Origin of the sequence: Shinella pollutisoli (assembly GCF_024609765.1) — a bacterium.
GTDB classification, from domain to species: Bacteria; Pseudomonadota; Alphaproteobacteria; order Rhizobiales; family Rhizobiaceae; genus Shinella; species Shinella pollutisoli.
Window position 1 is genome coordinate 40,234 of the sequence record NZ_JANFDG010000008.1, and the last position, 20,883, is coordinate 61,116.

The 20,883-nt window shown below is 68.4% G+C and carries 21 protein-coding genes; 18 read left to right on the forward strand and 3 right to left on the reverse strand.

What is annotated here, in order from left to right; translation table 11 throughout:
- Positions 1 to 133 precede the first annotated feature (133 nt).
- The 4 genes from NNZ72_RS08490 to ispG all read left to right on the forward strand — a co-directional run bounded on the left by NNZ72_RS08490 (position 134) and on the right by ispG (position 4,352).
- Entirely contained in the window at positions 134 to 877 is a 744-nt protein-coding gene (locus NNZ72_RS08490; protein ID WP_257314854.1) for a Bax inhibitor-1/YccA family protein, read from the forward strand.
- 138 nt (positions 878 to 1,015) lie between these two features.
- Positions 1,016 to 1,816, forward strand: a complete 801-nt coding sequence (locus NNZ72_RS08495) for a DeoR/GlpR family DNA-binding transcription regulator (protein ID WP_257314855.1) — start codon at positions 1,016 to 1,018, stop codon at positions 1,814 to 1,816.
- Positions 1,813 to 3,003, forward strand: coding sequence for an MFS transporter (locus tag NNZ72_RS08500; RefSeq protein ID WP_257314856.1), 1,191 nt, complete (start codon positions 1,813 to 1,815; stop codon positions 3,001 to 3,003). Before NNZ72_RS08495 ends, NNZ72_RS08500 begins: the two co-directional genes overlap by 4 nt.
- Positions 3,004 to 3,098: 95 nt before the next feature.
- Positions 3,099 to 4,352 (forward strand): flavodoxin-dependent (E)-4-hydroxy-3-methylbut-2-enyl-diphosphate synthase, encoded by a 1,254-nt coding sequence (gene ispG / locus NNZ72_RS08505; RefSeq protein ID WP_257314857.1) that lies wholly within the window; start codon positions 3,099 to 3,101, stop codon positions 4,350 to 4,352.
- 175 nt (positions 4,353 to 4,527) lie between these two features.
- On the opposite strand, the gene hisC is transcribed toward ispG, so the two are convergent.
- Together hisC and NNZ72_RS08515 are read right to left on the reverse strand one after the other, a co-directional pair.
- Entirely contained in the window at positions 4,528 to 5,583 is a 1,056-nt protein-coding gene (gene hisC, locus NNZ72_RS08510; protein ID WP_257314858.1) for a histidinol-phosphate transaminase, read from the reverse strand.
- A 5-nt stretch (positions 5,584 to 5,588) separates the two neighbouring features.
- Positions 5,589 to 6,506, reverse strand: a complete 918-nt coding sequence (locus NNZ72_RS08515) for a polyprenyl synthetase family protein (protein WP_257314859.1) — start codon at positions 6,504 to 6,506, stop codon at positions 5,589 to 5,591.
- A 100-nt stretch (positions 6,507 to 6,606) separates the two neighbouring features.
- On the opposite strand from NNZ72_RS08515, the gene mtgA reads away from it, so the two are divergent.
- The 4 genes from mtgA to NNZ72_RS08535 all read left to right on the forward strand — a co-directional run bounded on the left by mtgA (position 6,607) and on the right by NNZ72_RS08535 (position 8,977).
- Positions 6,607 to 7,389, forward strand: coding sequence for a monofunctional biosynthetic peptidoglycan transglycosylase (gene mtgA / locus NNZ72_RS08520; protein WP_257314860.1), 783 nt, complete (start codon positions 6,607 to 6,609; stop codon positions 7,387 to 7,389).
- 68 nt (positions 7,390 to 7,457) lie between these two features.
- A complete protein-coding gene (locus tag NNZ72_RS08525) occupies positions 7,458 to 8,105 on the forward strand; it encodes a glutathione S-transferase family protein (protein WP_257314861.1) in 648 nt (215 codons plus the stop codon).
- Positions 8,106 to 8,253: 148 nt separating this feature from the next.
- Complete coding sequence (rpmF, locus tag NNZ72_RS08530; protein WP_257314862.1) at positions 8,254 to 8,439, forward strand: 50S ribosomal protein L32; 186 nt, start codon at positions 8,254 to 8,256, stop codon at positions 8,437 to 8,439.
- 130 nt (positions 8,440 to 8,569) lie between these two features.
- Positions 8,570 to 8,977 carry a hypothetical protein gene (locus NNZ72_RS08535; RefSeq protein ID WP_257314863.1) on the forward strand — a complete coding sequence of 136 codons (408 nt, stop codon included), beginning with the start codon at positions 8,570 to 8,572 and terminating at the stop codon, positions 8,975 to 8,977.
- Positions 8,978 to 9,034: 57 nt separating this feature from the next.
- On the opposite strand, the gene phaR is transcribed toward NNZ72_RS08535, so the two are convergent.
- Positions 9,035 to 9,613, reverse strand: a complete 579-nt coding sequence (gene phaR / locus NNZ72_RS08540; RefSeq protein ID WP_257314864.1) for a polyhydroxyalkanoate synthesis repressor PhaR — start codon at positions 9,611 to 9,613, stop codon at positions 9,035 to 9,037.
- Between the two features lie 245 nt (positions 9,614 to 9,858).
- Between phaR and NNZ72_RS08545 the strand changes: the two genes are divergently transcribed.
- The 10 genes from NNZ72_RS08545 (at position 9,859) to NNZ72_RS08590 (ending at position 20,828) form a co-directional block, all read left to right on the forward strand.
- Positions 9,859 to 11,040, forward strand: a complete 1,182-nt coding sequence (locus tag NNZ72_RS08545) for an acetyl-CoA C-acetyltransferase (protein ID WP_257314865.1) — start codon at positions 9,859 to 9,861, stop codon at positions 11,038 to 11,040.
- Positions 11,041 to 11,125: 85 nt separating this feature from the next.
- Positions 11,126 to 11,851, forward strand: coding sequence for a beta-ketoacyl-ACP reductase (locus NNZ72_RS08550; protein WP_257314866.1), 726 nt, complete (start codon positions 11,126 to 11,128; stop codon positions 11,849 to 11,851).
- 156 nt (positions 11,852 to 12,007) lie between these two features.
- Positions 12,008 to 12,316 (forward strand): 4a-hydroxytetrahydrobiopterin dehydratase, encoded by a 309-nt coding sequence (locus NNZ72_RS08555; RefSeq protein WP_257314867.1) that lies wholly within the window; start codon positions 12,008 to 12,010, stop codon positions 12,314 to 12,316.
- 70 nt (positions 12,317 to 12,386) lie between these two features.
- Positions 12,387 to 12,776 (forward strand): YkvA family protein, encoded by a 390-nt coding sequence (locus NNZ72_RS08560; RefSeq protein WP_257314868.1) that lies wholly within the window; start codon positions 12,387 to 12,389, stop codon positions 12,774 to 12,776.
- Between the two features lie 307 nt (positions 12,777 to 13,083).
- On the forward strand, positions 13,084 to 13,587 hold the full coding sequence (locus NNZ72_RS08565; protein WP_257314869.1) for an invasion associated locus B family protein: 504 nt from the start codon (positions 13,084 to 13,086) through the stop codon (positions 13,585 to 13,587).
- Between the two features lie 223 nt (positions 13,588 to 13,810).
- Positions 13,811 to 15,049, forward strand: a complete 1,239-nt coding sequence (rlmN, locus tag NNZ72_RS08570) for a dual-specificity RNA methyltransferase RlmN (protein ID WP_257314870.1) — start codon at positions 13,811 to 13,813, stop codon at positions 15,047 to 15,049.
- 232 nt (positions 15,050 to 15,281) lie between these two features.
- On the forward strand, positions 15,282 to 16,235 hold the full coding sequence (locus NNZ72_RS08575) for an ABC transporter substrate-binding protein (protein ID WP_257314871.1): 954 nt from the start codon (positions 15,282 to 15,284) through the stop codon (positions 16,233 to 16,235).
- 118 nt (positions 16,236 to 16,353) lie between these two features.
- The gene (locus tag NNZ72_RS08580) at positions 16,354 to 17,235 is read left to right on the forward strand and encodes an ABC transporter permease (RefSeq protein WP_257314872.1); all 882 of its coding nucleotides are present in this window, start codon (positions 16,354 to 16,356) and stop codon (positions 17,233 to 17,235) included.
- Entirely contained in the window at positions 17,232 to 18,026 is a 795-nt protein-coding gene (locus tag NNZ72_RS08585; RefSeq protein ID WP_257314873.1) for an ABC transporter ATP-binding protein, read from the forward strand. The genes NNZ72_RS08580 and NNZ72_RS08585 overlap by 4 nt, the downstream gene beginning before the upstream one ends.
- 195 nt (positions 18,027 to 18,221) lie before the next feature.
- Positions 18,222 to 20,828: a capsular polysaccharide export protein, LipB/KpsS family gene (locus tag NNZ72_RS08590; protein ID WP_257314874.1), complete on the forward strand. Its 2,607-nt coding sequence runs from the start codon at positions 18,222 to 18,224 to the stop codon at positions 20,826 to 20,828.
- Positions 20,829 to 20,883 lie beyond the last annotated feature (55 nt).

Genomic DNA, 20,883 nt, shown 5'->3' on the forward strand with positions numbered 1-20,883 from the left:
AAGGCCTTGTGCGCGGCGCATTTCATCCTCATATTTGCGTCAGGCAAGCTGGAGCCCCGCAGCGGCGCCTGGGCCTCCCGCATGGTGCAGGCCCGACACCGTAAAAGGACACGGGACTTTATGAGAGGAAAACATGGCTGAACTCCGCAACTACCAGACCCGAACGGCGCATGCCGGCACCCAGGCCGGCGCCGTCATCGACCAGGGCCTGCGCGCATACATGCTGCGGGTCTACAACCTCATGGCGCTGGGGCTGGGCATCACCGGCGTCGTCGCCTATTTCGCATCCGAGGCCGCCTTCTCCGGCGGCCAGCTGACCGCCTTCGGTCAGGCGATCTACGTGAGCCCGCTGAAGTGGGTGGTGATGCTGGCTCCGCTGGCGCTCGTCTTCTTCATGAGCTTCCGCATCCACACGATGAGCGTCGCCGCCGCGCAGACGACCTTCTGGGTCTATGCCGGCCTGATGGGCCTGTCGCTGTCGTCGATCTTCCTGATCTACACCGGCGCGAGCATCGCCCAGACCTTCTTCGTCTCGGCCGCCGCCTTCGGCGCGCTGTCGCTCTACGGCTACACGACGAAGCGGGATCTCTCCGCGATGGGCTCGTTCATGGTGATGGGCCTGTTCGGCCTGATCATCGCCTCGCTGGTCAACCTGTTCCTGCAGTCCTCCGCGCTCGACTTCGCGATCTCCGCGATCGGCGTGCTGGTCTTCGCCGGCCTGACCGCCTGGGACACCCAGAAGATCAAGGAAATGTACTTCGAGGCCGATGACGACGTCGTGGCCGGCCGCAAGGCCATCATGGGCGCGCTGACGCTCTACCTCGACTTCATCAACCTGTTCCTGTTCCTGCTGCGCTTCCTCGGCAACCGCGAGTAAGCCGGCCGGCAACGGACGGAACGACGGACCCCGCCGGAGACGGCGGGGTTTTTCGTTTGCGCGGCCCCGCCGGGCACGATTGACGTTTCTGCCGGTTTGTGCGCATTGTCGCCCGATCATGCATGATCTGGTGCAAAGGTGACGGGACAGGACCTTCTTCTCGGCGAACGGCAGGATCTCATCCGCCGGAGGCTCGACCTCTCGGGGCGGGTGATCGCGGCCGAGCTGGCGCAGGAGCTCGGCGTGTCGGAAGACACGATCCGCCGGGACCTGCGCGAGATGGCCGCCTCCGGCCTCTGCCGGCGCGTCTACGGCGGGGCGCTGCGCGTCTCGCCCGCCGCGGGCCCGATCACGGAGCGCATCGCGGCCGGCGGCGAGCGCAAGGCCGCGCTCGCCGAGGCCGCGGCCGCCCTCATCCCGCCGGGCTCGGCCGTCTTCCTCGACGCCGGCAGCACCAACCTCGCCATCGCCCGGGCCCTTTCGCCCGCAAGCGGCCTCACGGTCGCCACCAACGCGCCGGCGATCGCCGCCGCCCTCCTCGAGCGCGGCGTCGCGACGATCCAGATCGGCGGGCTGATCGACCCGCGCGCCGGCGGGGCGATCGGCGCCAGCGCCATGCGCGATGCCGAATGCTTCCGCCCCGACGTCCTCGTGCTCGGCGTCTGCGGCATCGACCGCGAGGCGGGCGTGACCGCGGAAAGCTTCGAGGAGGCGGAATACAAGCGCTTCCTCGCCGCGAAGAGCCGCGCCCTGCTCGTCGCCGTGACCAACGAGAAGCTCTCCACCGCCGCCCCCTATTCGGTCGTGCCGCTCGCGCGCGTGGCGCACGCCGTGATCGAGGCGGACGCCGAGGAGGCCGAGGCGGCAGCGCTTGCCGCCGCCGGCATCGAGACCGTCCGCGCAAAACAGCCATCCGCACACAGAGACCTCCCGCGATGACCCCCGAAACCACCGCCCCCGGCAAGCCGCTCACCGGCGCCCTCTTCCCTTCGACCCGGCTCGCCGTGTCCGGCCTGTTCCTGCTCAACGGCACCTTCGCCGGCGCCTGGGCGCCGAAGATCCCCGAATTCGCGAGCCGCCTCTCGCTCGGCGAATCGGCGCTCGGCCTGATGATCATGTGCTTCGGCATCGGCTCGCTGGTGCTGATGCCGATCGCCGGCGTGCTGATCGCCCGCTTCGGCACGACGCGCACGGTCAAGGGCGCGACGATCCTGTTCCTGTCGACCATGCTGCTTCTCTCGCTCGCCCCGACGGTGCCGACCGGCGCGCTCGCCATCTTCTTCTTCGGCGGCCTGATGGGGGCGATGGACGTCGCCATGAACGGCAATGCCGTCGAGGTCGAGAAGACGATGCGCCGGGCGATCATGTCCTCCTGCCACGCCTTCTGGAGCCTCGGCGCCTTCATCGGCGCGGCGACCGGCGGCTTCCTGATCGAGGCCATCGGCGTCATCGGCCATGCGGCCCTGCTCACCGCGATCGGCTTCGCCGCGCTCGCCGTCATCTGGCCGGCGATCCTGCCGGACACGCCGCATCCGAGCGAGGAGCGCCAGAAGGCGCGCCTGCCGATGACGCCGCTGCCCTACCTGATGGGGCTGATGGCGCTGTTCTCGATGATCCCCGAGGGCGCGATCCTCGACTGGGGCGCGCTCTACCTGCGCGACGAGCTCGGCGCCTCGATCGCGCTCTCCGGCTTCGCCTTCGGCGCCTTCTCGCTCACCATGGCCGTGATGCGCTTTGCCGGCGACCACGTGCGCGACCGCTTCGGCGCGGTGAGGACCCTGCGCTTCTGCACCGTCTTTGCGACCGTCGGCATGGTCGTCGCCGGCCTCGCGCCGAACGCCTGGGTCGCCATGGTCGGCTTCGCGCTCTGCGGCGTCGGCATCTCCAACATGGTGCCGATCGCGTTTTCGGCGGCCGGCAACCTGCCGGGCTTCGCCCAGGGCGTGGCGCTCTCCGTCACCACCGTCATGGGCTATTCCGGCGCGCTCTTCGCCCCGTCGGTGATCGGCTTCATCGCCGAGCACACCGGCTTCGCCATCGTCTTCGCCCTGCTGCCGGTGCTCTTCGTCGTGGTGCTGCTGCTCTCGCACCACGCCGTTCACGCGGACGTGCGCGGCGGGCATTGAGGCGGGGAGTTGACAAGCCCCCGTTCCTGATCCACCTGAGGGCAAAGGCCGCGCCCTGCAGGCCGCGGCCGCCGCTTTCAACGAAGAGGCCCCCGATGTCCTTCTCCTTCGATTTCGAGCCGAAGCCGCGGCGCGTCTCCGTCGGCGTCGACGTCGGCGGCGTCCTGGTGGGCGGCGGCGCGCCGGTCGTCGTGCAGTCGATGACCAACACGGACACGGCCGACGTCGACGCCACGGTGGCGCAGGTCGCCGCCCTCTTCCGCGCCGGTTCCGAGATCGTCCGCATCACCGTCGACCGCGACGAGAGCGCCGCCGCCGTGCCGAGGATCCGCGAGCGGCTGCTCAGGCTCGGCATGGACGTGCCGCTCGTCGGCGACTTCCACTATATCGGCCACAAGCTGCTCGCCGACCATCCGGCCTGCGCCGAGGCGCTGGCGAAATACCGCATCAACCCCGGCAATGTCGGCTTCAAGGACAAGAAGGACAAGCAGTTCGCCGCCATCGTCGAGACGGCGATCCGCCACGACAAGCCGGTCCGGATCGGCGTCAACTGGGGCTCGCTCGACCAGGAGCTGCTGACGCGGCTGATGGACGAGAACCAGGAGAAGGGCTTCCCGCTCACCGCCCAGCAGGTGATGCGCGAGGCGATCTGCCAGTCGGCGCTGCTCTCCGCCGAGCTCGCCGAGGAGATCGGCCTGCCGCGAAGCCGCATCATCCTCTCGGCGAAGGTCTCCGCCGTGCAGGACCTGATCGCCGTCTATGCGATGCTGTCGGCGCGCTCGGACCACGCGCTGCATCTCGGCCTCACCGAGGCCGGCATGGGCACCAAGGGCATCGTCGCCTCCTCCGCCTCGCTCGGCATCCTGATGCAGCAGGGCATCGGCGACACGATCCGCATCTCGCTCACCCCGGAGCCCGGCGGCGACCGCACCCGCGAGGTGCAGGTGGCGCAGGAGCTCCTGCAGGTGATGGGCTTCCGCCAGTTCCTGCCGGTCGTCGCCGCCTGTCCGGGCTGCGGCCGCACGACCTCCACCGTGTTCCAGGAGCTCGCGCAGAAAATCCAGGACGACATCCGCAAGAACATGCCGGTCTGGCGGGAGAAGTATCCGGGCGTCGAGGCGCTGAAGGTCGCGGTGATGGGCTGCATCGTCAACGGCCCCGGCGAGAGCAAGCATGCCGACATCGGCATCTCGCTGCCCGGCACCGGCGAGCTGCCGGCCGCCCCCGTCTACATCGACGGCAAGAAGGCGATGACGCTGCGCGGCACCAACATCGCCGGCGACTTCGAGGCGCTCGTCAACGACTATATCGAGAAGCGCTACGGCGCGGGCCGGGCGGCGGCGGAGTAGATCGCCTCTTCGCCCCTCATCCGACCTGCCGGCCACCTTCTCCCCGTAAACGGGGAGAAGGAAATATGCCGTGCCGGCTTCCCGCATCTCCTACAATTCGCAGGGCAGGTCCCCTCTCCCCGCTTGCGGGGAGAGGGTTAGGGTGAGGGGCAAGCCGCATCCGATTTGTCTTCCTTCAGACGATCTCCTCCAGCGCCGCGACCAGCCGGTCGCATTCCTCCGGCGTGCCGATGGTGATGCGCAGGAAATCGGCGATGCGCGGCTTGGCGAAGTGGCGGACGAGGACGGCCCGCTCGCGCAGGGCCCCGGCCAGCGCCGCGCCCTCGTGGTCCGGATGGCGGGCGAAGACGAAGTTCGCCTGCGAGGGCAGGACCTCGAAGCCGCGCTGGCGAAGCGCGCCCGTAAGCCGCCCGCGCGTCTCGATCACCCGGCCGCGCGTCTCGTCGAACCATTCGGCGTCGTCGATGGCGGCCGCGGCCCCCGCCTGCGCGACCCGGTCGAGCGGGTAGGAGTTGAAGCTGTCCTTCACCCGCTCCAGCGCCTCGATCAGCGGCCGCTGGCCGATGGCGTAGCCGACGCGCAGGCCGGCGAGCGAGCGCGACTTCGACAGCGTATGGACGACGAGCAGGTTGTCGTGTCCGCGCGTCAGCGGCACGGCGCTCTCGCCGCCGAAGTCGACATAGGCCTCGTCGATCACCACCGGCTGGTCGGGATGCCCCGCCAGCAACGCCTCGATCGCGGCGAGCGGCAGGCCGATGCCGGTCGGCGCGTTGGGATTCGGCAGGATGATCGCCCCGCACGGACGGTCGTAATCGGCGAGGTCGACGGTGAAATCGTCCCGGAGCGGGATCTCCTCCGCCGCAATGCCGAACAGCCGGCAATAGGTCGGGTAGAAGCTGTAGGTGATGTCCGGGTGGAGGAGCGGACGGTCGTGCTTCAGGAGTGCCGCGAAGGCGTGCGCCAGCACCTCGTCCGAACCGTTGCCGACGAAGACCTCGTCCGGCGCGACGCCGTGGCGGCGGGCGATCGCCTGGCGCAGCGCGAGCGCCGTCGGGTCCGGGTAGAGCTTCAGGCTGTCGGCGACGGCGGCGCGCATGGCGGCGAGCGCCTTCGGCGAGGGGCCGTAGGGGTTCTCGTTGGTGTTGAGCTTGACGAGGTCGTCGATGCGCGGCTGCTCGCCGGCCACGTAGGGCGAGAGCGTCGCCACGATGGGGGACCAGAACCTGCTCATGGCGGTCAGCTCCTGCGGTTCGCGATGAAACGGGCCGTCTCGGCCAGGATCTCGGCGCGCGCGCCGAAGGGGGCGAGCAGCGTCCCGGCCTCGGCGACGAGCGCGCGCAGCCGGTCCTCGGCCCAGGCCTGGCCGCGGCGGGCGACGAGCGTCGCCTTGCCGCGCCCGGCGTCCTTGCCGGTCGCCTTGCCGAGCGTGGCAGCGTCGGCGGTGAGGTCGAGCAGGTCGTCGGCGATCTGGAAGGCGAGCCCGACCGTCTCGCCGTAGCGCCGCAGCGTCAGCCGGTCGCCGTCGGAGGCGCCGGCGAGGATCGCCCCCGCCTCGCAGGCGAAGCGGATGAGCGCGCCGGTCTTCATCGCCTGCAACGTGACGATGCCGGCCTCCTCCGGCCGATCGGTCTCGGCCGCGAGGTCCAGCGTCTGCCCGCCCACCATGCCGCCGATGCCGGCCGCGCGCGACAGCGCCAGCACGAGCGCCACCTTGGTCGCATCGTCGAGCCGGGTCTCGGGCGCGGCGATGGTGTCGAAGGCGAGCGTCAGCAGGCTGTCGCCGGCGAGGATCGCCGCCGCCTCGTCGAAGGCGACGTGCACGGTCGGCTGGCCGCGGCGCAGATCGTCGTCGTCCATCGCCGGCAGGTCGTCGTGCACGAGGGAATAGCAGTGGATGCATTCGAGCGCAGCGCCGACGCGCAGCGCCGCGGCCGGCTCGGCCGCCGGGAACAGCGCCGCCGTCTCCACCACGAGGAAGGGCCGCAGCCGCTTGCCGCCGTTCAGCACCCCGTGCCGCATCGCCGCGAGCAGGCGCGCCGGCCGGGCGATCTCTTCCGGCCGGCAGTCGCCGGAAAGAAGATCGGCGAGCACGGCCTCCACCGCCTGCGCGTTGGCCCTCAGCCGGTTCAGGAACTCGTCTTGTCGTTCGCTCATGGCCGCTCTTTGGCACGGGCGTCCGCACGAGGCAACGCCATGCCGCCGTCGTCCCGCAAAGATTCGCGCCGGAGGCTGGTTTTCGCCGGGTCTTGGCGGTATGAAGGCGCAACCATGGAAGGACGGGCGCCCGCTCTTGGAAATCGTTCCGGAAACACGCGCAGACACGGGGACCGAGACCGGTGAGGATGGCGGTTTGATCGGGCGGCTGCGCCGCGGCTGGAAGCGCCTGGTGCTCCTCGTGCTGGCGCTCGCGGCGCTTCCCTACTTGCTGATCCTCCTCTACACGCTCGAATTCGTCCGCCCCGTCTCCACGCTGATGCTGCGCGACCTCGTGCTGCTGCGCGGCTACGACCGGCAATGGGTGGAGTTCGACGACATCTCGCCCAACCTGGTGCGCTCCGTGATGATGTCGGAGGACGGGCAGTTCTGCAGCCACGCCGGCGTCGACTGGCGCGAGATGCACGCCGTCGTCCAGGACGCGCTCGCCGGCGAGCCGACGCGCGGCGCGAGCACCATCCCGATGCAGGCGGCTAAGAACCTCTTCCTCTGGAACGGCCGCTCCTTCCTGCGCAAGGCGATGGAGCTGCCGCTCGCCGTCGTCGCCGACTTCGTCTGGAGCAAGCGCCGGCTGATGGAGATCTACCTCAACATCGTCGAATGGGGGCCGGGCGTCTACGGCATCGAGGCCGCCGCCCGCCACCATTTCAACGTGCCGGCGTCGAAACTCTCGCGCCGCCAGGCGGCCCTTCTCGCCGTCTCGCTGCCGAACCCGATCGAGCGCAACGCCGGCAAGCCGGGCCGCGGCCTGCAGCGGCTCGCCACCCTCAACGAGCGGCGCGCCAGCCGCTCGGGCGACTACATCAAATGCCTTTATGAGTGAGGTCAGGCCTTTTCATTGGCCTGCCCGCGCCCGGCATCCTAAAGTCGTCCCGATCGCAAGGAGCTGCCATGCCGGACCTCGTCCTCCACATCGGTAACAAGAACTACTCCTCCTGGTCCTTCCGGCCCTGGATCGCGCTGGAGGCGGCCGGCATCCCCTTCACGGAGCATCTCGTCCCCTTCGATTTCCCGGCCGGCAACCCGGCCTTCCGCGATCTCTCGCCGACGGGCCGCGTGCCGGTGCTGCACCACGGCGACGTGCGCGTGTGGGAATCGCTGGCGATCATCGAATATGTCGCCGACCTCTTCCCCGGGGCCGGCCTCTGGCCGAGGGACATCGCCCGGCGGGCGACGGCGCGGGCGATCTCGATGGAGATGCTCTCCGGCTTCCGGGCGCTGCGCGGCGCCTGCCCGATGAACATCCGCCGCCCGCGCCGGGAGATCGACCTGCCGGACGGGGTGGCGGACGACGTCGCGCGCATCACGGCGATCTGGAGGGAGGCGCTCGCCCGCTCCGGCGGCCCCTTCCTGTTCGGCGCGTTCTCGGCCGCCGACGCCATGTACGCGCCGGTCGTCAACCGCTTCGAGACCTACGGCCTGACGGCGGACGAGACGGCGCTCGCCTATATGGAACGGATGAAGGCCCATCCCGCCTGGCGCAAATGGGAGGCCGCCGCACGCGCCGAGCCGTGGATCGTGCCCGAGGACGAGGCGTGACGCGCAAGACGAAAAAAACGGCGCGGGGACTGGTCAAGCGGGGTTTTGCCATGTATAAGCCCGCCGACTTTCCGAGATGAAGACATGTCTTTTCCGGCCGTTCCAAGGCCTCCCGGACATGTTCGCCCGATACCGTGGAGTAAGTGAAATGGCTGTACCGAAAAGAAAAACGAGCCCGTCCAAGCGCGGTATGCGCCGTTCCGCCGACGCTCTCAAGGCTCCGTCCTACATCGAGGACAAGAACTCCGGCGAACTGCGCCGCCCGCACCACATCGACCTGAAGACCGGCATGTACCGCGGCCGCCAGGTTCTGACGCCGAAGGAAAACGCATAAGCGCGTTCCGGCATCAGCCAGGGATCGGGGCCGGCTTGACCGGCCCTTTTCTTTTCCGGCGCCGCGGGCGACAGTCTGCCGGACGCGGCCGATTCCCCGGCCGGACGGCATTCACAGGGATACGCCGCTCATGCTTCTCGCCATACCGCTGCTGATCATTCCGTTCGCCCTCTACAATCTCGCGATGACCGGGCTTTTCGGCGAGGGCGGCATCGCCGTGCTCGACAGCGACGTGATGGCGATGAACATGCTGTCCGGCACGACATGGACCATGTCCTTCGGCGACCTGCTGATCGTCATCGCGCTGGCGCTGCTGTTCCTGGAGATCCTGAAGGCGACGCGGCCGGGCTCGCGCGCGCTCCTCGACCACATGCTGTCGATGGTGCTCTTCGTCGTCTTCCTGGTCGAGTTCCTGCTCGTGCGCGGCGCGGCGACGCAGATCTTCTTCATCCTGATGACGATCTGCTTCATCGACGTCATCGCCGGCTTCGCCGTCTCCATCCGCACGGCGAGCCGGGACTTGTCTATCGGGCTCTAGCCCTCAGTTTTCGCGATTCCGGACGCAAAGCCGCTTCGCGCTTTTGCCGGAACCGCTTCAGCCCAGGTTATCGAGCCGCGTCTGCAGCGCGCGCAGCTGCTCCTTCAATTCGTCGATGTCCTTGGCCTCGGCCTTCTTCGTCTCCTTCGGCTGCGGCGCGTTGACGAAGGGCGAGAACATCTGCATCGCCTGCTGGAACAGCTCGGTGTTGCGGCGCACCTGCTCCTCGACCATCTGGATCGGCACCTGCAGGTTCTTGCCGAGCGGCGTGTCGCCGAAGGCCTTGTTGATCTGCTCGCGCATCTGCGCCTGCTGCTCGGCGAAGGCCTGCATGGAATGCTCCAGATAGCTCGGCACCACCATCTGCATCTGGTCGCCGTAATAGGAGATGAGCTGGCGCAGGAACGAGATCGGCAGCAGCGTGTTGCCGGTCTTGGATTCCTGCTCGAAGATGATCTGGGTCAGCACGGAATGGGTGATGTCCTCGCCGGACTTCGCATCCTGCACGACGAAGTCCTCGCCCTTCTTGACCATGACCGCCAGGTCGTCGAGCGTGACATAGGTGCTGGTCCCGGTGTTGTAGAGCCGGCGATTGGCGTATTTCTTGATGACGATCTGCCCGTCGTTCCTGGCCATCTGGGTCTCCTCGTTCCCCGTATTCCAATGTTTTTTCTCGGTTTCCCGAGTATCCGCAAAAAAGGGCGCCTGACAATCGAATTGTGCGCTGCGGCGGGGCCGGCGTCCTTCACGATCGCCTCATTAAACTTTCGCGTTAGTGCCGATTACGCGTTTGACTCTCCCCGGCAGCTTTGCCAGTTTCGATCCAAGGGTATCGGCCGGTTGCGCCTGTTGCGCCGCCGGCCCAACAAGAGGAAGCAACCATGAGCACTCCGTCCATCGTCATCGCCAGCGCTGCCCGCACGGCAGTCGGCTCCTTCAACGGAGCCTTCGCCAACACGCCCGCCCACGAACTGGGCGCGGCGGCCATCTCGGCGGCCCTGGAGCGCGCGGGGGTTTCCGCAAGCGAGGTGGACGAGGTGATCCTCGGCCAGGTGCTGCCGGCCGGCGAAGGCCAGAACCCCGCCCGCCAGGCGGCGATGAAGGCGGGCGTGCCGCAGGAGGCGACCGCCTGGGGCATGAACCAGCTCTGCGGCTCGGGGCTTCGCGCCGTGGCGCTCGGCATGCAGCAGATCGCCACCGGCGACGCCAGGATCATCGTCGCCGGCGGCATGGAATCCATGTCGATGGCGCCGCACTGCGCGCACCTGCGCGCCGGCGTGAAGATGGGCGACTACAAGCTGATCGACACGATGATCAAGGACGGCCTGACGGACGCCTTCCACGGCTACCACATGGGCACCACGGCGGAAAACATCGCCCGCCAGTGGCAGCTCTCGCGCGACGAGCAGGACGCCTTCGCCGTCGCCTCGCAGAACAAGGCCGAGGCCGCCCAGAAGGAAGGCCGTTTCAGGGACGAGATCGTCCCCTTCGTCGTCAAGACCCGCAAGGGCGACGTGACCGTCGACGCCGACGAGTACATCCGCCACGGTGCCACCATCGACGCCATGGCCAAGCTGAAGCCCGCCTTCGACAAGGAGGGCACGGTGACGGCGGCGAACGCGTCGGGCATCAACGACGGCGCGGCCGCGGCCCTGCTGATGACCGAGGCGGAGGCCGCGCGCCGCGGCATCGCGCCGCTCGCCCGCATCGTCTCCTGGGCGACGGCCGGCGTCGACCCGAAGATCATGGGCACCGGGCCGATCCCGGCCTCGCGCAAGGCGCTGGAGAAGGCCGGCTGGTCGGTCGGCGACCTCGACCTCGTCGAGGCCAACGAGGCCTTCGCCGCCCAGGCCTGCGCCGTCAACAAGGACCTCGGCTGGGATCCCTCGATCGTCAACGTCAACGGCGGCGCCATCGCCATCGGCCATCCGATCGGCGCGTCCGGCGCCCGCATCCTCAACACGCTGCTCTTCGAGATGAAGCGGCGCGGCGCCGGCAAGGGGCTTGCGACGCTGTGCATCGGCGGCGGCATGGGCATCGCGCTCTGCGTCGAGCGCCTCTGAGCGGAGGCCCGCCCTTCGCTTGTGCCAGGGCCCGTCGCCGCAGGGCGCCGGGCCGAACAAAAACGACGACAGGGGAGTGAAGCACATGAGCAGGGTAGCATTGGTGACGGGCGGCTCGCGGGGGATCGGCGCCGCCATTTCGGTGGCGCTGAAGGCGGCCGGCTACAGGGTGGCGGCGAACTATGCCGGCAACGACGAGGCGGCCAACGCCTTCAAGGCGGAGACCGGCATCCCGGTCTACAAGTGGGACGTGTCGAGCTACGAGAGCTGCGTGGAGGGCATCGGCCGGGTGGAGGCCGACCTCGGCCCCGTCGAGGTCCTCGTCAACAATGCCGGCATCACCCGCGACGCCATGTTCCACAAGATGACGCCGGACCAGTGGACCGCCGTCGTCAACACCAACCTCACCGGCCTCTTCAACATGACCCATCCGATCTGGTCTGGCATGCGCGACCGCGGCTTCGGCCGGGTCGTCAACATCTCCTCGATCAACGGCCAGAAGGGCCAGATGGGCCAGGCGAACTATTCCGCCGCCAAGGCCGGCGACCTCGGCTTCACCAAGGCGCTCGCCCAGGAGGGCGCCGCCAAGGGCATCACCGTCAACGCCATCTGCCCCGGCTATATCGGCACCGAGATGGTGCGCGCGATCCCGGAGAAGGTGCTGAACGAGCGTATCATCCCGCTGATCCCCGTCGGCCGCCTCGGCGAGCCGGAGGAGATCGCCCGCATCGTCGTCTTCCTCGCCTCCGACGACGCCGGCTTCATCACCGGCTCGACGATCTCGGCGAACGGCGGCCAGTTCTTCGTGTGAGGGCGGAAGATCGCCCCTCATCCTCCTGTCGGGGAGAAGGGAACAAGAGGCCGCGGTTTCCCTTGATACGGAAACCGGTACGGCATCTCCTTCTCCCCGCTTGAGGGGAGAAGGTGGCGGCAGCCGGATGAGGGGCAACCCGACAGGAGAAGGACGATGAAACAGGAACGACTGGACGAGGACGCGATTCGTGCGGCGCTGGAGCCCCTATCGGGATGGACGCTCTCCGACGACGGGATTTCCATCACCAGGACCTACCGGTTCAAGACCTTCCGCGAGGCCTTCGGCTTCATGACCGAGGCCGCGCTCGCGGCGGAGAAGTTCAACCACCATCCCGAATGGTTCAACGTCTACAACCGCGTCGACGTGCGCCTCACCAACCACGACGCCGGCGGGCTGACGGAGCTCGACGTCAAGCTCGCCGCGGCGATGGACAAGGCCGCCGCCGCCCGTGCGGCCGGTTGACGCGGGGACCGGCGCTTCCCATATGCAGCCTGCCGGCACGAGCCGGCGGCGCCATCCCAAGGAGGCACGCATGGACGAGGTGAAGATCGGCGAAATTCTCCTGCCCGGCGACGAGGCGGAGCAGGGCCGCCAGAGCGAACGCGTGCGCCGCCGGTTCTGGCCGGTCCTGAAGCGCGCCATGCGGCAGGTCCCCTTTTCCCGCGACCTAGTCGCCGCCTATTACTGCGCGCTCGATCCGGCGACGCCGACCAGGGTGCGCGGCATCCTGCTCGCCGCGCTCGCCTATTTCGTCCTGCCGCTCGACGGCATCCCCGACGTCTTCGCCCTCGTCGGCTTCTCCGACGACGTGGCGGTGCTGACGGCGGCCTTCGCCGCCATCCGCGGCCACATTCGCGAAGACCACTACCGCGCCGCCGACATCGCCATGACGGACGAGCCGGAGACCCGCGCGGCGCGCTGATCGCCGCCCCGTCACGGCTCCTGTCGCGGATCGGGTCAAACTCTTGCCCGATTCTTTCCGCCTTAGTCGCCGGACGGGTTGCCTTCGGACCATCGAGGGACTTGGGGGCGCATGCGCAGAAGGGCGGGGGGAGCCGCCGGTTGCGAGGCATGCCAGTCTCTTCGCGGCGCGCAGGCTCCGGCGAATTGAGCCTCTGTTGACGGTTTGGTAACCTGAATTAAGTCAAAATAAATCAAATCGTGATCATGCATGGCCCGGCTCTTCCTTCAATCGGGCAATTCACTGGCAAGACAACCGGCAGGAAAACATGTACGTAAGAAAGCTCGCAACCGCACTCGCCCTGGTTCTCGCGACAGCCGGCGTGGCTTCGGCGCAGACGCCGACGCGCATTCAGCAGTTCAATGCCTGGGGCGCCTATTCGTACCAGGCCGGCAACGGCAAGGTCTGCTACGTGCTCTCCGTGCCGAAGGAGAAGGCTCCCGCCGGCGTCGACCACGGCGACATCTTCTTCCTCGTCTCGCAGCGCCCGGGCCAGAACATCAGCTACGAGCCGCAGGCGATGATGGGCTATCCGCTGCAGGAGAACTCCAAGGTCAACGTGACGATCGACGGCCGCAACTTCGTGATGTTCACGAAGGGCAACTCCGCCTGGGTCGAGAACGCGGCGGAAGAGCCGGCGCTGGTCGCCGCCATGAAGGGCGGCCGCGACATGACCGTGAAGGCGACCTCGCGGCGCGGCACCGGCACCTCCTATTCCTACTCGCTCTCCGGCATCTCGGCGGCGCTGAAGCAGATCGAGAGCTGCCGCTGAGCCGTCCGGCGGACATCCGCATGCGCACGGGCCGGCGGGCGACGCCGGCCCGTGCGCTTTTTCGGGGTCCCGGCAAAACAGGTGACTCGGCCCCCGAACAATGCTAAAGGCCGGCGATACGGGCGCGCCGCAGGACCGGCGATACGGCCCGACGCCCGCATTCCAGATCGAGCATGATCTTTACCCCGGATGCCGCTCGCGGCCTGCCGGAGCAGGACGAACGATGACGAGCATGGACTTTCTCGATACGGCCGCGCCGGTGAAGGCGCCGGCCGCCCGCCACATCCCCGCCGCCGAGAAGCCCTCGCTGATCGGGCTTTCGCGCGAGGAGATGGGCCGCGCGCTCGCCGAGAGGGGCGTGGCCGAGCGGCAGGTGAAGATGCGCGTCAGCCAGCTCTGGCACTGGCTCTACGTGCGCGGCGTCTCCGACTTCGACCACATGACCAACGTGTCGAAGGACATGCGCGAGATGCTGAAGAAGCATTTCACCATCGCCCGTCCCGAGATCGTCGAGGAGCAGGTCTCCGCCGACGGCACGCGCAAGTGGCTGCTGCGCTTCCCCCCGCGCGGCGCCGGCCGGCCGGTCGAGATCGAGACCGTCTACATCCCCGAGGAAGGCCGCGGCACGCTCTGCATCTCCAGCCAGGTCGGCTGCACGCTCACCTGTTCCTTCTGCCACACCGGCACGCAGAAGCTGGTGCGCAACCTGACGGCGGAGGAAATCCTCGCCCAGCTGCTGCTCGCCCGCGACCGGCTCGGCGACTTCCCCGACCGCGACACGCCGGCCGGCGCCATCGTGCCGGCGGAGGGCCGCAAGGTCTCCAACATTGTCATGATGGGCATGGGCGAGCCGCTCTACAATTTCGAGAACGTCAAGCAGGCGCTCCTGATCGCCACCGACGGCGACGGGCTGTCGCTGTCGAAGCGCCGGGTGACACTGTCGACCTCGGGCATCGTGCCGGAGATCTACCGCACCGGTTCGGAGATCGGCGTGATGCTGGCGATCTCGCTGCACGCCGTGCGCGACGAGCTGCGCGACATGCTGGTGCCGATCAATAAAAAATATCCGCTGAAGGAGCTGCTCGACGCCTGCCGCGCCTATCCCTCTCTGTCGAACGCGCGCCGCATCACCTTCGAATACGTGATGCTGAAGGACGTCAACGACACGCTGGAGGACGCCAAGCTGCTGGTGAAGCTGCTGAAGGGCATCCCGGCGAAGATCAACCTTATCCCCTTCAATCCCTGGCCCGGCACCAACTACCAGTGTTCGGACTGGGAGCAGATCGAGCGCTTCGCCGACTTCATAAACCAGGCCGGCTACGCCTCGCCGATCCGCACGCCGCGCGGCCGCGACATCCTCGCCGCCTGCGGCCAGCTGAAGTCGGAATCCGAGCGCATGCGCAAGGTCGACCGCATGGCCTTCGAGGCGATGATGATCATCGGCCACGGCGAGGACGACTGAGGATACCCCTCATCCGGCCCTTCGGGCCACCTTCTCCCCGGCGGGGAGAAGGGAACTGCGGCGCCGATGATTTTCCCCTTCTCCCCTTCGGAAGAAGGTGCCGGCAGGCGGATTGGGGGCCATGCCGCCTACTCCCATCAGAAAATGTGATCGGTGAAGCGGCTTCCGCCAATTGATCCGGGCGGCGGTTTTGCCTAGAGATTGCCCGAAATCAGTCCAGGGAGAACCATTCATGCGCTCACTTCTGCTCGCTTTCGCGGCAACGCTCGCGATCTCGCTGCCCGCGCAGGCCGACGACGTCACCGTCGCCGTCACCGCCATCGTCGAGCACCCGGCCCTCGATGCCGCCCGCGACGGCGTCAAGGAGGCGCTCGCCGAGGCCGGCTACAAGGAAGGCGAGAACCTGACCTTCCTCTACGAGTCCGCCCAGGGCAACCCGGCGACCGCCGCCCAGATCGCCCGCCAGTTCGCCGGCGAGGGCCCGAGCGTGATCGTGCCGATCTCCACGCCCTCCGCCCAGGCCGTCGTCTCGGCGACGAAGGACATCCCGGTCGTCTTCACCGCCGTCTCCGACCCGCTCGGCGCGCAGCTCGTGAGCGACATGGACAAGCCCGGCGGCAACGTCACCGGCCTCTCCGACATGTCGCCGGTCGCCGAGCACATCGCGCTGATCCGGGAGATCCTGCCCGAGGCGAAGACCATCGGCTATCTCTACAACTCCGGCGAGGCCAACTCCGTCTCGCTGCTGGAAGTGCTGAAGGCCGAGGCCGACAAGGCGGGCCTGACAATCGTCGAATCCGCCGCCACCAAGTCGGCCGAGGTGCAGGGTGCGGCCCGCGCGCTGGTCGGCCGCGCCGACGCCATCTACGTGCCGACGGACAACACGATCGTCTCGGCGCTCGAAGGCGCGATCGCCGTCGCCGAGGAAGGCAAGCTGCCGCTCTTCACCGCCGACACGGACTCCGTCTCGCGCGGCGCGCTCGCCGCACTCGGCTTCAACTATTTCGACGTCGGCAAGCAGACGGGCGAGGTCGTCGTGCGCATCCTCAAGGGCGAGAACCCGGGCGACATCGCCGTGAAGGTTGCCGCCGGCACGGACCTCGTCGTCAACAAGGCCGCCGCCGCCAAGATGGGCGTCACGGTGCCCGAGAGCGTGCTTACCCGCGCCACCCGCGTGATCGAATAAGCGTTCCCGCGACGATCGACGGAACAGCGATCAGCCGCCGCCGGCTTGCCCGGCGGCGGCTGATCCGTTAAAGCCCCTGCCATTCTTCTCACCGCAGGAACGAGAGAAAGCCGAAACCGTGAGCCTGATTGCCTTCTGGGGTGCCGTCGAACTGGGGCTGGTCTTCGCCTTCGTGGCGATCGGCGTCTATCTGACCTTCCGCGTTCTCGACTTTCCCGACCTCACCGTGGACGGGTCCTTTCCGCTGGGGGCCGCGGTCGCGGCCGTGCTGATCATCGCCGGCCTCAACCCGTGGCTGGCCTCGGCCGTCGCCATGGTGGCGGGCGCCGTCGCCGGGCTGGTGACGGCGATGCTCAACGTGCGCTTCCGCATCCTCCACCTGCTCGCCTCGATCCTGACGATGATCGCCCTCTTCTCGGTCAACCTGCGCGTCATGGGCAAGCCGAACGTCGCGCTGATCAATGCCGAGACGATGATCAGCCCCTTCTTCGGCCTGGGCCTGCGCGACTTCTACGTCCGCCCGCTCTTCGTCGGCGTGCTGGTCGTCGTCGCCGTCGTCGTCGTCTGGCGCTTCCTCGAAAGCGACGCGGGCCTGTCGATGCGCGCGACCGGGGCGAACCCGCGCATGGCACGCGCGCAGGGGGTGAGCACCGACCGGCAGATCTACCTCGGCATCGCCCTTTCCAACGCGCTCGTGGCGCTGGGCGGCGCGCTCTTCGCCCAGACGAACGGCTTCGCCGACGTCACCTCCGGCGTCGGCACCATCGTCGTCGGCCTCGCCGCCGTCATCATCGGCGAGACGCTGTTCGGCGCGCGCGGCATCCTCATGGCGCTGATCGGCTGCGTGCTCGGCTCGATTTTCTACCGCATCGCCATCCAGCTCGCGCTCTCCTCCGACGTGCTCGGGCTGAAGGCCTCCGACCTCAACTTCGTGACGGCGCTGCTCGTCACCGTGGCGCTCGTGCTGCCGCGCCTTCGCCGCGGGGGAGCCGCCCGATGATCTCCGTCTCCGACATCAAGGTCGTCTTCGGCAGGGGCACGCCGCTGGAAAAGAAGGCGCTGAACGGCGTCAGCCTGACGATCGCCGAGGGCGAGTTCGTCACCGTCATCGGCTCGAACGGCGCCGGCAAGTCGACGCTGCTCGGCGTGCTCGCCGGCGACGTCATCGCCACCGAGGGCCGGGTGACGATCGGCACCGTCGACGTGACGCGGCAGGGCACCGCCCAGCGCGCCGGCCGCGTCGCCCGCGTCTTCCAGGACCCGCTGACGGGAAGCTGCGGCGCGCTCTCCATCGAGGAGAACCTGGCGCTCGCCGCCCGCCGCGGCGAGCGGCGCGGCCTCGCGCCGGCGCTCGGCCCGAGCCGCCGCGCCCGCTTCCGCGAGCGCATCGCCGAGTTGAACCTCGGCCTCGAAAACCGCATGGGCGACCGCATGGACCTGCTTTCCGGCGGCCAGCGCCAGGCCGTCTCGCTGGTGATGGCGACGCTCGCCGGCTCCGACGTGCTGCTCCTCGACGAGCACACCGCCGCCCTCGATCCGGGCATGGCCGAATTCGTCATGACGCTGACAGAGAAGATCGTCTCCGAACGCAAGCTGACGACGCTGATGGTGACGCATTCGATGCGCCAGGCGCTCGACTACGGCCACCGCACGGTGATGCTGCACGGCGGCGAGATCGTGCTCGACGTCACCGGCGACAGCCGCAAGACGCTCCAGGTCGAGGACCTGATCGCCATGTTCCGCAAGATGCGCGGCCAGACGCTCGACGACGACGCATTGCTGATCGGCTGACACAAAAACGCCGACTGCAAAAAAACTGTAGCAATCCGCGATTACCCTCCGCCCGTTTTGGAGCATATCGGCAGCGCCCCCGCGCCGCCGCAGAGAGGACTGATCGTGATCGCCACCGCTGCACTGGAGGTTGGAAAGACACTCTACCGGTACGGCCGCATTCCATTGGACAGGATCCGACCCCACGAGGAGCCGATGCGGGCCTTCTTCGTGCGCAAGGCCCCGAAAGAAGTGCTGCTGCAATATTTCCCCGGCGAACGCGTGCGCGCCTGCAACGGCGCGCCGTCGCGGCTGGAGTTCTACATCAAGTGGATGCCGTGGCTGCTCTCCGACGCCCGCGCGCGCGTCTACCACGCCGGCAACCGGCTGCCGGACTTCATCCGCCGCTTCTGCACCCGCCACCGCATCCCCGTCGAGGACCTGAACCTGACGCGGCCGGACATCCCGGCAAGCTTCCTCACCACGCCGCCCGCCGGCACCAGCGGCGCCACGCAGGGCGAGCGCGCGATCCCCGCCTGGTTCCAGTCGCGCCCGACGGCGCAGACCAAGGCGGCCCTCGCCTCCGGCAAGCCGGTCTTCCTCTACGTGCCGTGGATCGCCGAGCACGGCGACGCGCTCATCAGCCGCATCGAGAGCGACAGCTACGAGCTGCTCCCCTTCGACATGATGAAGGACGTCGACAACAACGACACCCGCCGCACCATCCTGCGCTTCGCCCGCGCCAATCCCGACCTCTATCGCCAGATGGTCATCCGCCGCCTGGTGCCGATCCGCGCGACGATCGCCGGCGTCATCGTCACCTTCGACTGGGCGCCGGTGATGCGCATCATCGTCGGCGTCTGCAAGGAGCTCGGCATCCCGACGATCCTCATCCCGCACGAGTCGGTGTTCGTCGACCGCGACAAGTACTACTGGGACCCGACCAGCCAGGCCTCCATACCCGTGTCCGACGTGACGCTCGGCTGGGGCGGCCTGCAGAAGGACATCTTCGTCGAGCGCGGCTATCCGGCCGAGCGCTTCACCGCGGTCGGCGCGCCGAAGTTCGACACCTATCACGACTACAGGCCGCTGCTGACGCGCAAGCAGTTCTGCACGCTGTTCGGCCTCGATCCGGAGCGCAAGATCATCCTCTTCGCCTCCCAGCCGCTCGACTCGCAGCTCGACACGACGGTCGCGCGCAACTCGCAGCGCGCCGCCATCGCCGACCTCATCGCCTATTGCGAGGACAACGACGCGCAGCTCATCGTCCGCCTGCCGCCCTCCAAGGACGACATCCTCGGCCTGGTGCTGCGCAACACGCTCTTGCGCTCGGCGCACGGGGCCTATGACGACGCGACCTGCTACCTCGTCGGCCCCGAGGAGGCGCTGTACCACTGCGACGTCGTCACGTCGGTCAACAGCACGATGCTGTTCGAGGGCCTGCTGCTCGGCCGCTACGCGCTGTCGATGAAATATGTCGAGTTCGAGCAGTTCTGGGAGCGCGCCGGCATACCGGCCGCCCGCTCGGCGGACGAGGCGCGGCCGATCCTCGACGCGATGCTCGCCGGCACCTGGGCCCACGACGAGGAGGGCATGCGCTGGGCGGCCGGCCTCTTCGGCGTCGGCGCCTTCGACGGCAGGGCGGCCGACCGCATCCGCGCCTACCTGACGGAGGTGGCGACCGGGAAGGCGGCGGTGGCGACCGCGCCGTCGGCGGTCGAGCGGCTCGTCGCCGGCGAGGCGCTCGACGTCGTCGCCATCGACTGCGACGAGGAGGCGCTGGGGACCACCCGCTACTTCCTGCCGAAGCTCCTGAACATCCGCACGCTGAGAAGCAGCCTGTCGACCTCGCTCGCCGAGGTCGCCTCGGTCGACGTCTTCCTGCACTGGGGCGCCGGCGAGAACGGCGCCGGCGACAACCAGCGCTCCGTCGCCCGGCTGCTCGGCCGGCCCGTCGCCGTGGTCGAGGACGGCTTCATCCGCTCCGTCAAGATCGGCCTGTCCGGAGAGCCGAGCCTCTCCGTCATCGTCGACGACACGACCGCCCATTACGACGCGACCCGGCCCTCGGGGCTGGAACGGCTGCTGCAGGGCGGGCGCGAGCTCACCAACATGGAGCGCCGGCGCGCGCTCGGCGCGATCCGCCAGATCGTCGGGGCGCGGGTATCGAAATACAACCACGCGCCCGACGAGACGGTCGCCGCCGGCCGGCCGGGGCGGCCGAAGGTGCTCGTCGTCGACCAGCGCCGCGGCGACCTGTCGATCTCAGGCAGCCTGGCGGACGAGGACAGCTTCGAGCGGATGCTCCTCGACGCCGTCACCGGCCATCCCGACCACGACATCCTCATCAAGGCGCATCCCGACGCGATCGGCGGCGGCGCGGCGGGCTATTTCACGAAGACCCTGCCGCAGCTTCCCGACCACGAGCGCGAGCGGGTCTTCTTCGTCGACCGGGACGTCAACCCCTACGCGCTGATCGAGCCTGCCGACGCGGTCTTCACCGTCTCCTCGCTCATGGGCTTCGAGGCGCTGATGGCGGGCAAGGCGGTGCACTGCTACGGCGCGCCCTTCTATTCGGGCTGGGGCGTCACCGTCGACCACAGGCCGGTGCCGCGGCGCACGCGCCGGCGCAGCGTCGAGGAGATCTTCCACTTCGCCTATATCGAGGCGTCGCGCTACGTGAACCCCGAGACGCACCAGCGCGTCGAGATCGAGGAGCTCGTCACCTTCATCGGCCGGAAGAAGGCGGAGCTCGTCGCAGCCAGCCGGACGCTGCCGCTCGACCGCCGGGCCGAACGGGCGAAGGCCGCCTATGGGGTGTGAAGCAATTCGAGCAAAGCGTGAAGCGGTTTTGCGTCCGGAATTGCATGAAAAAACG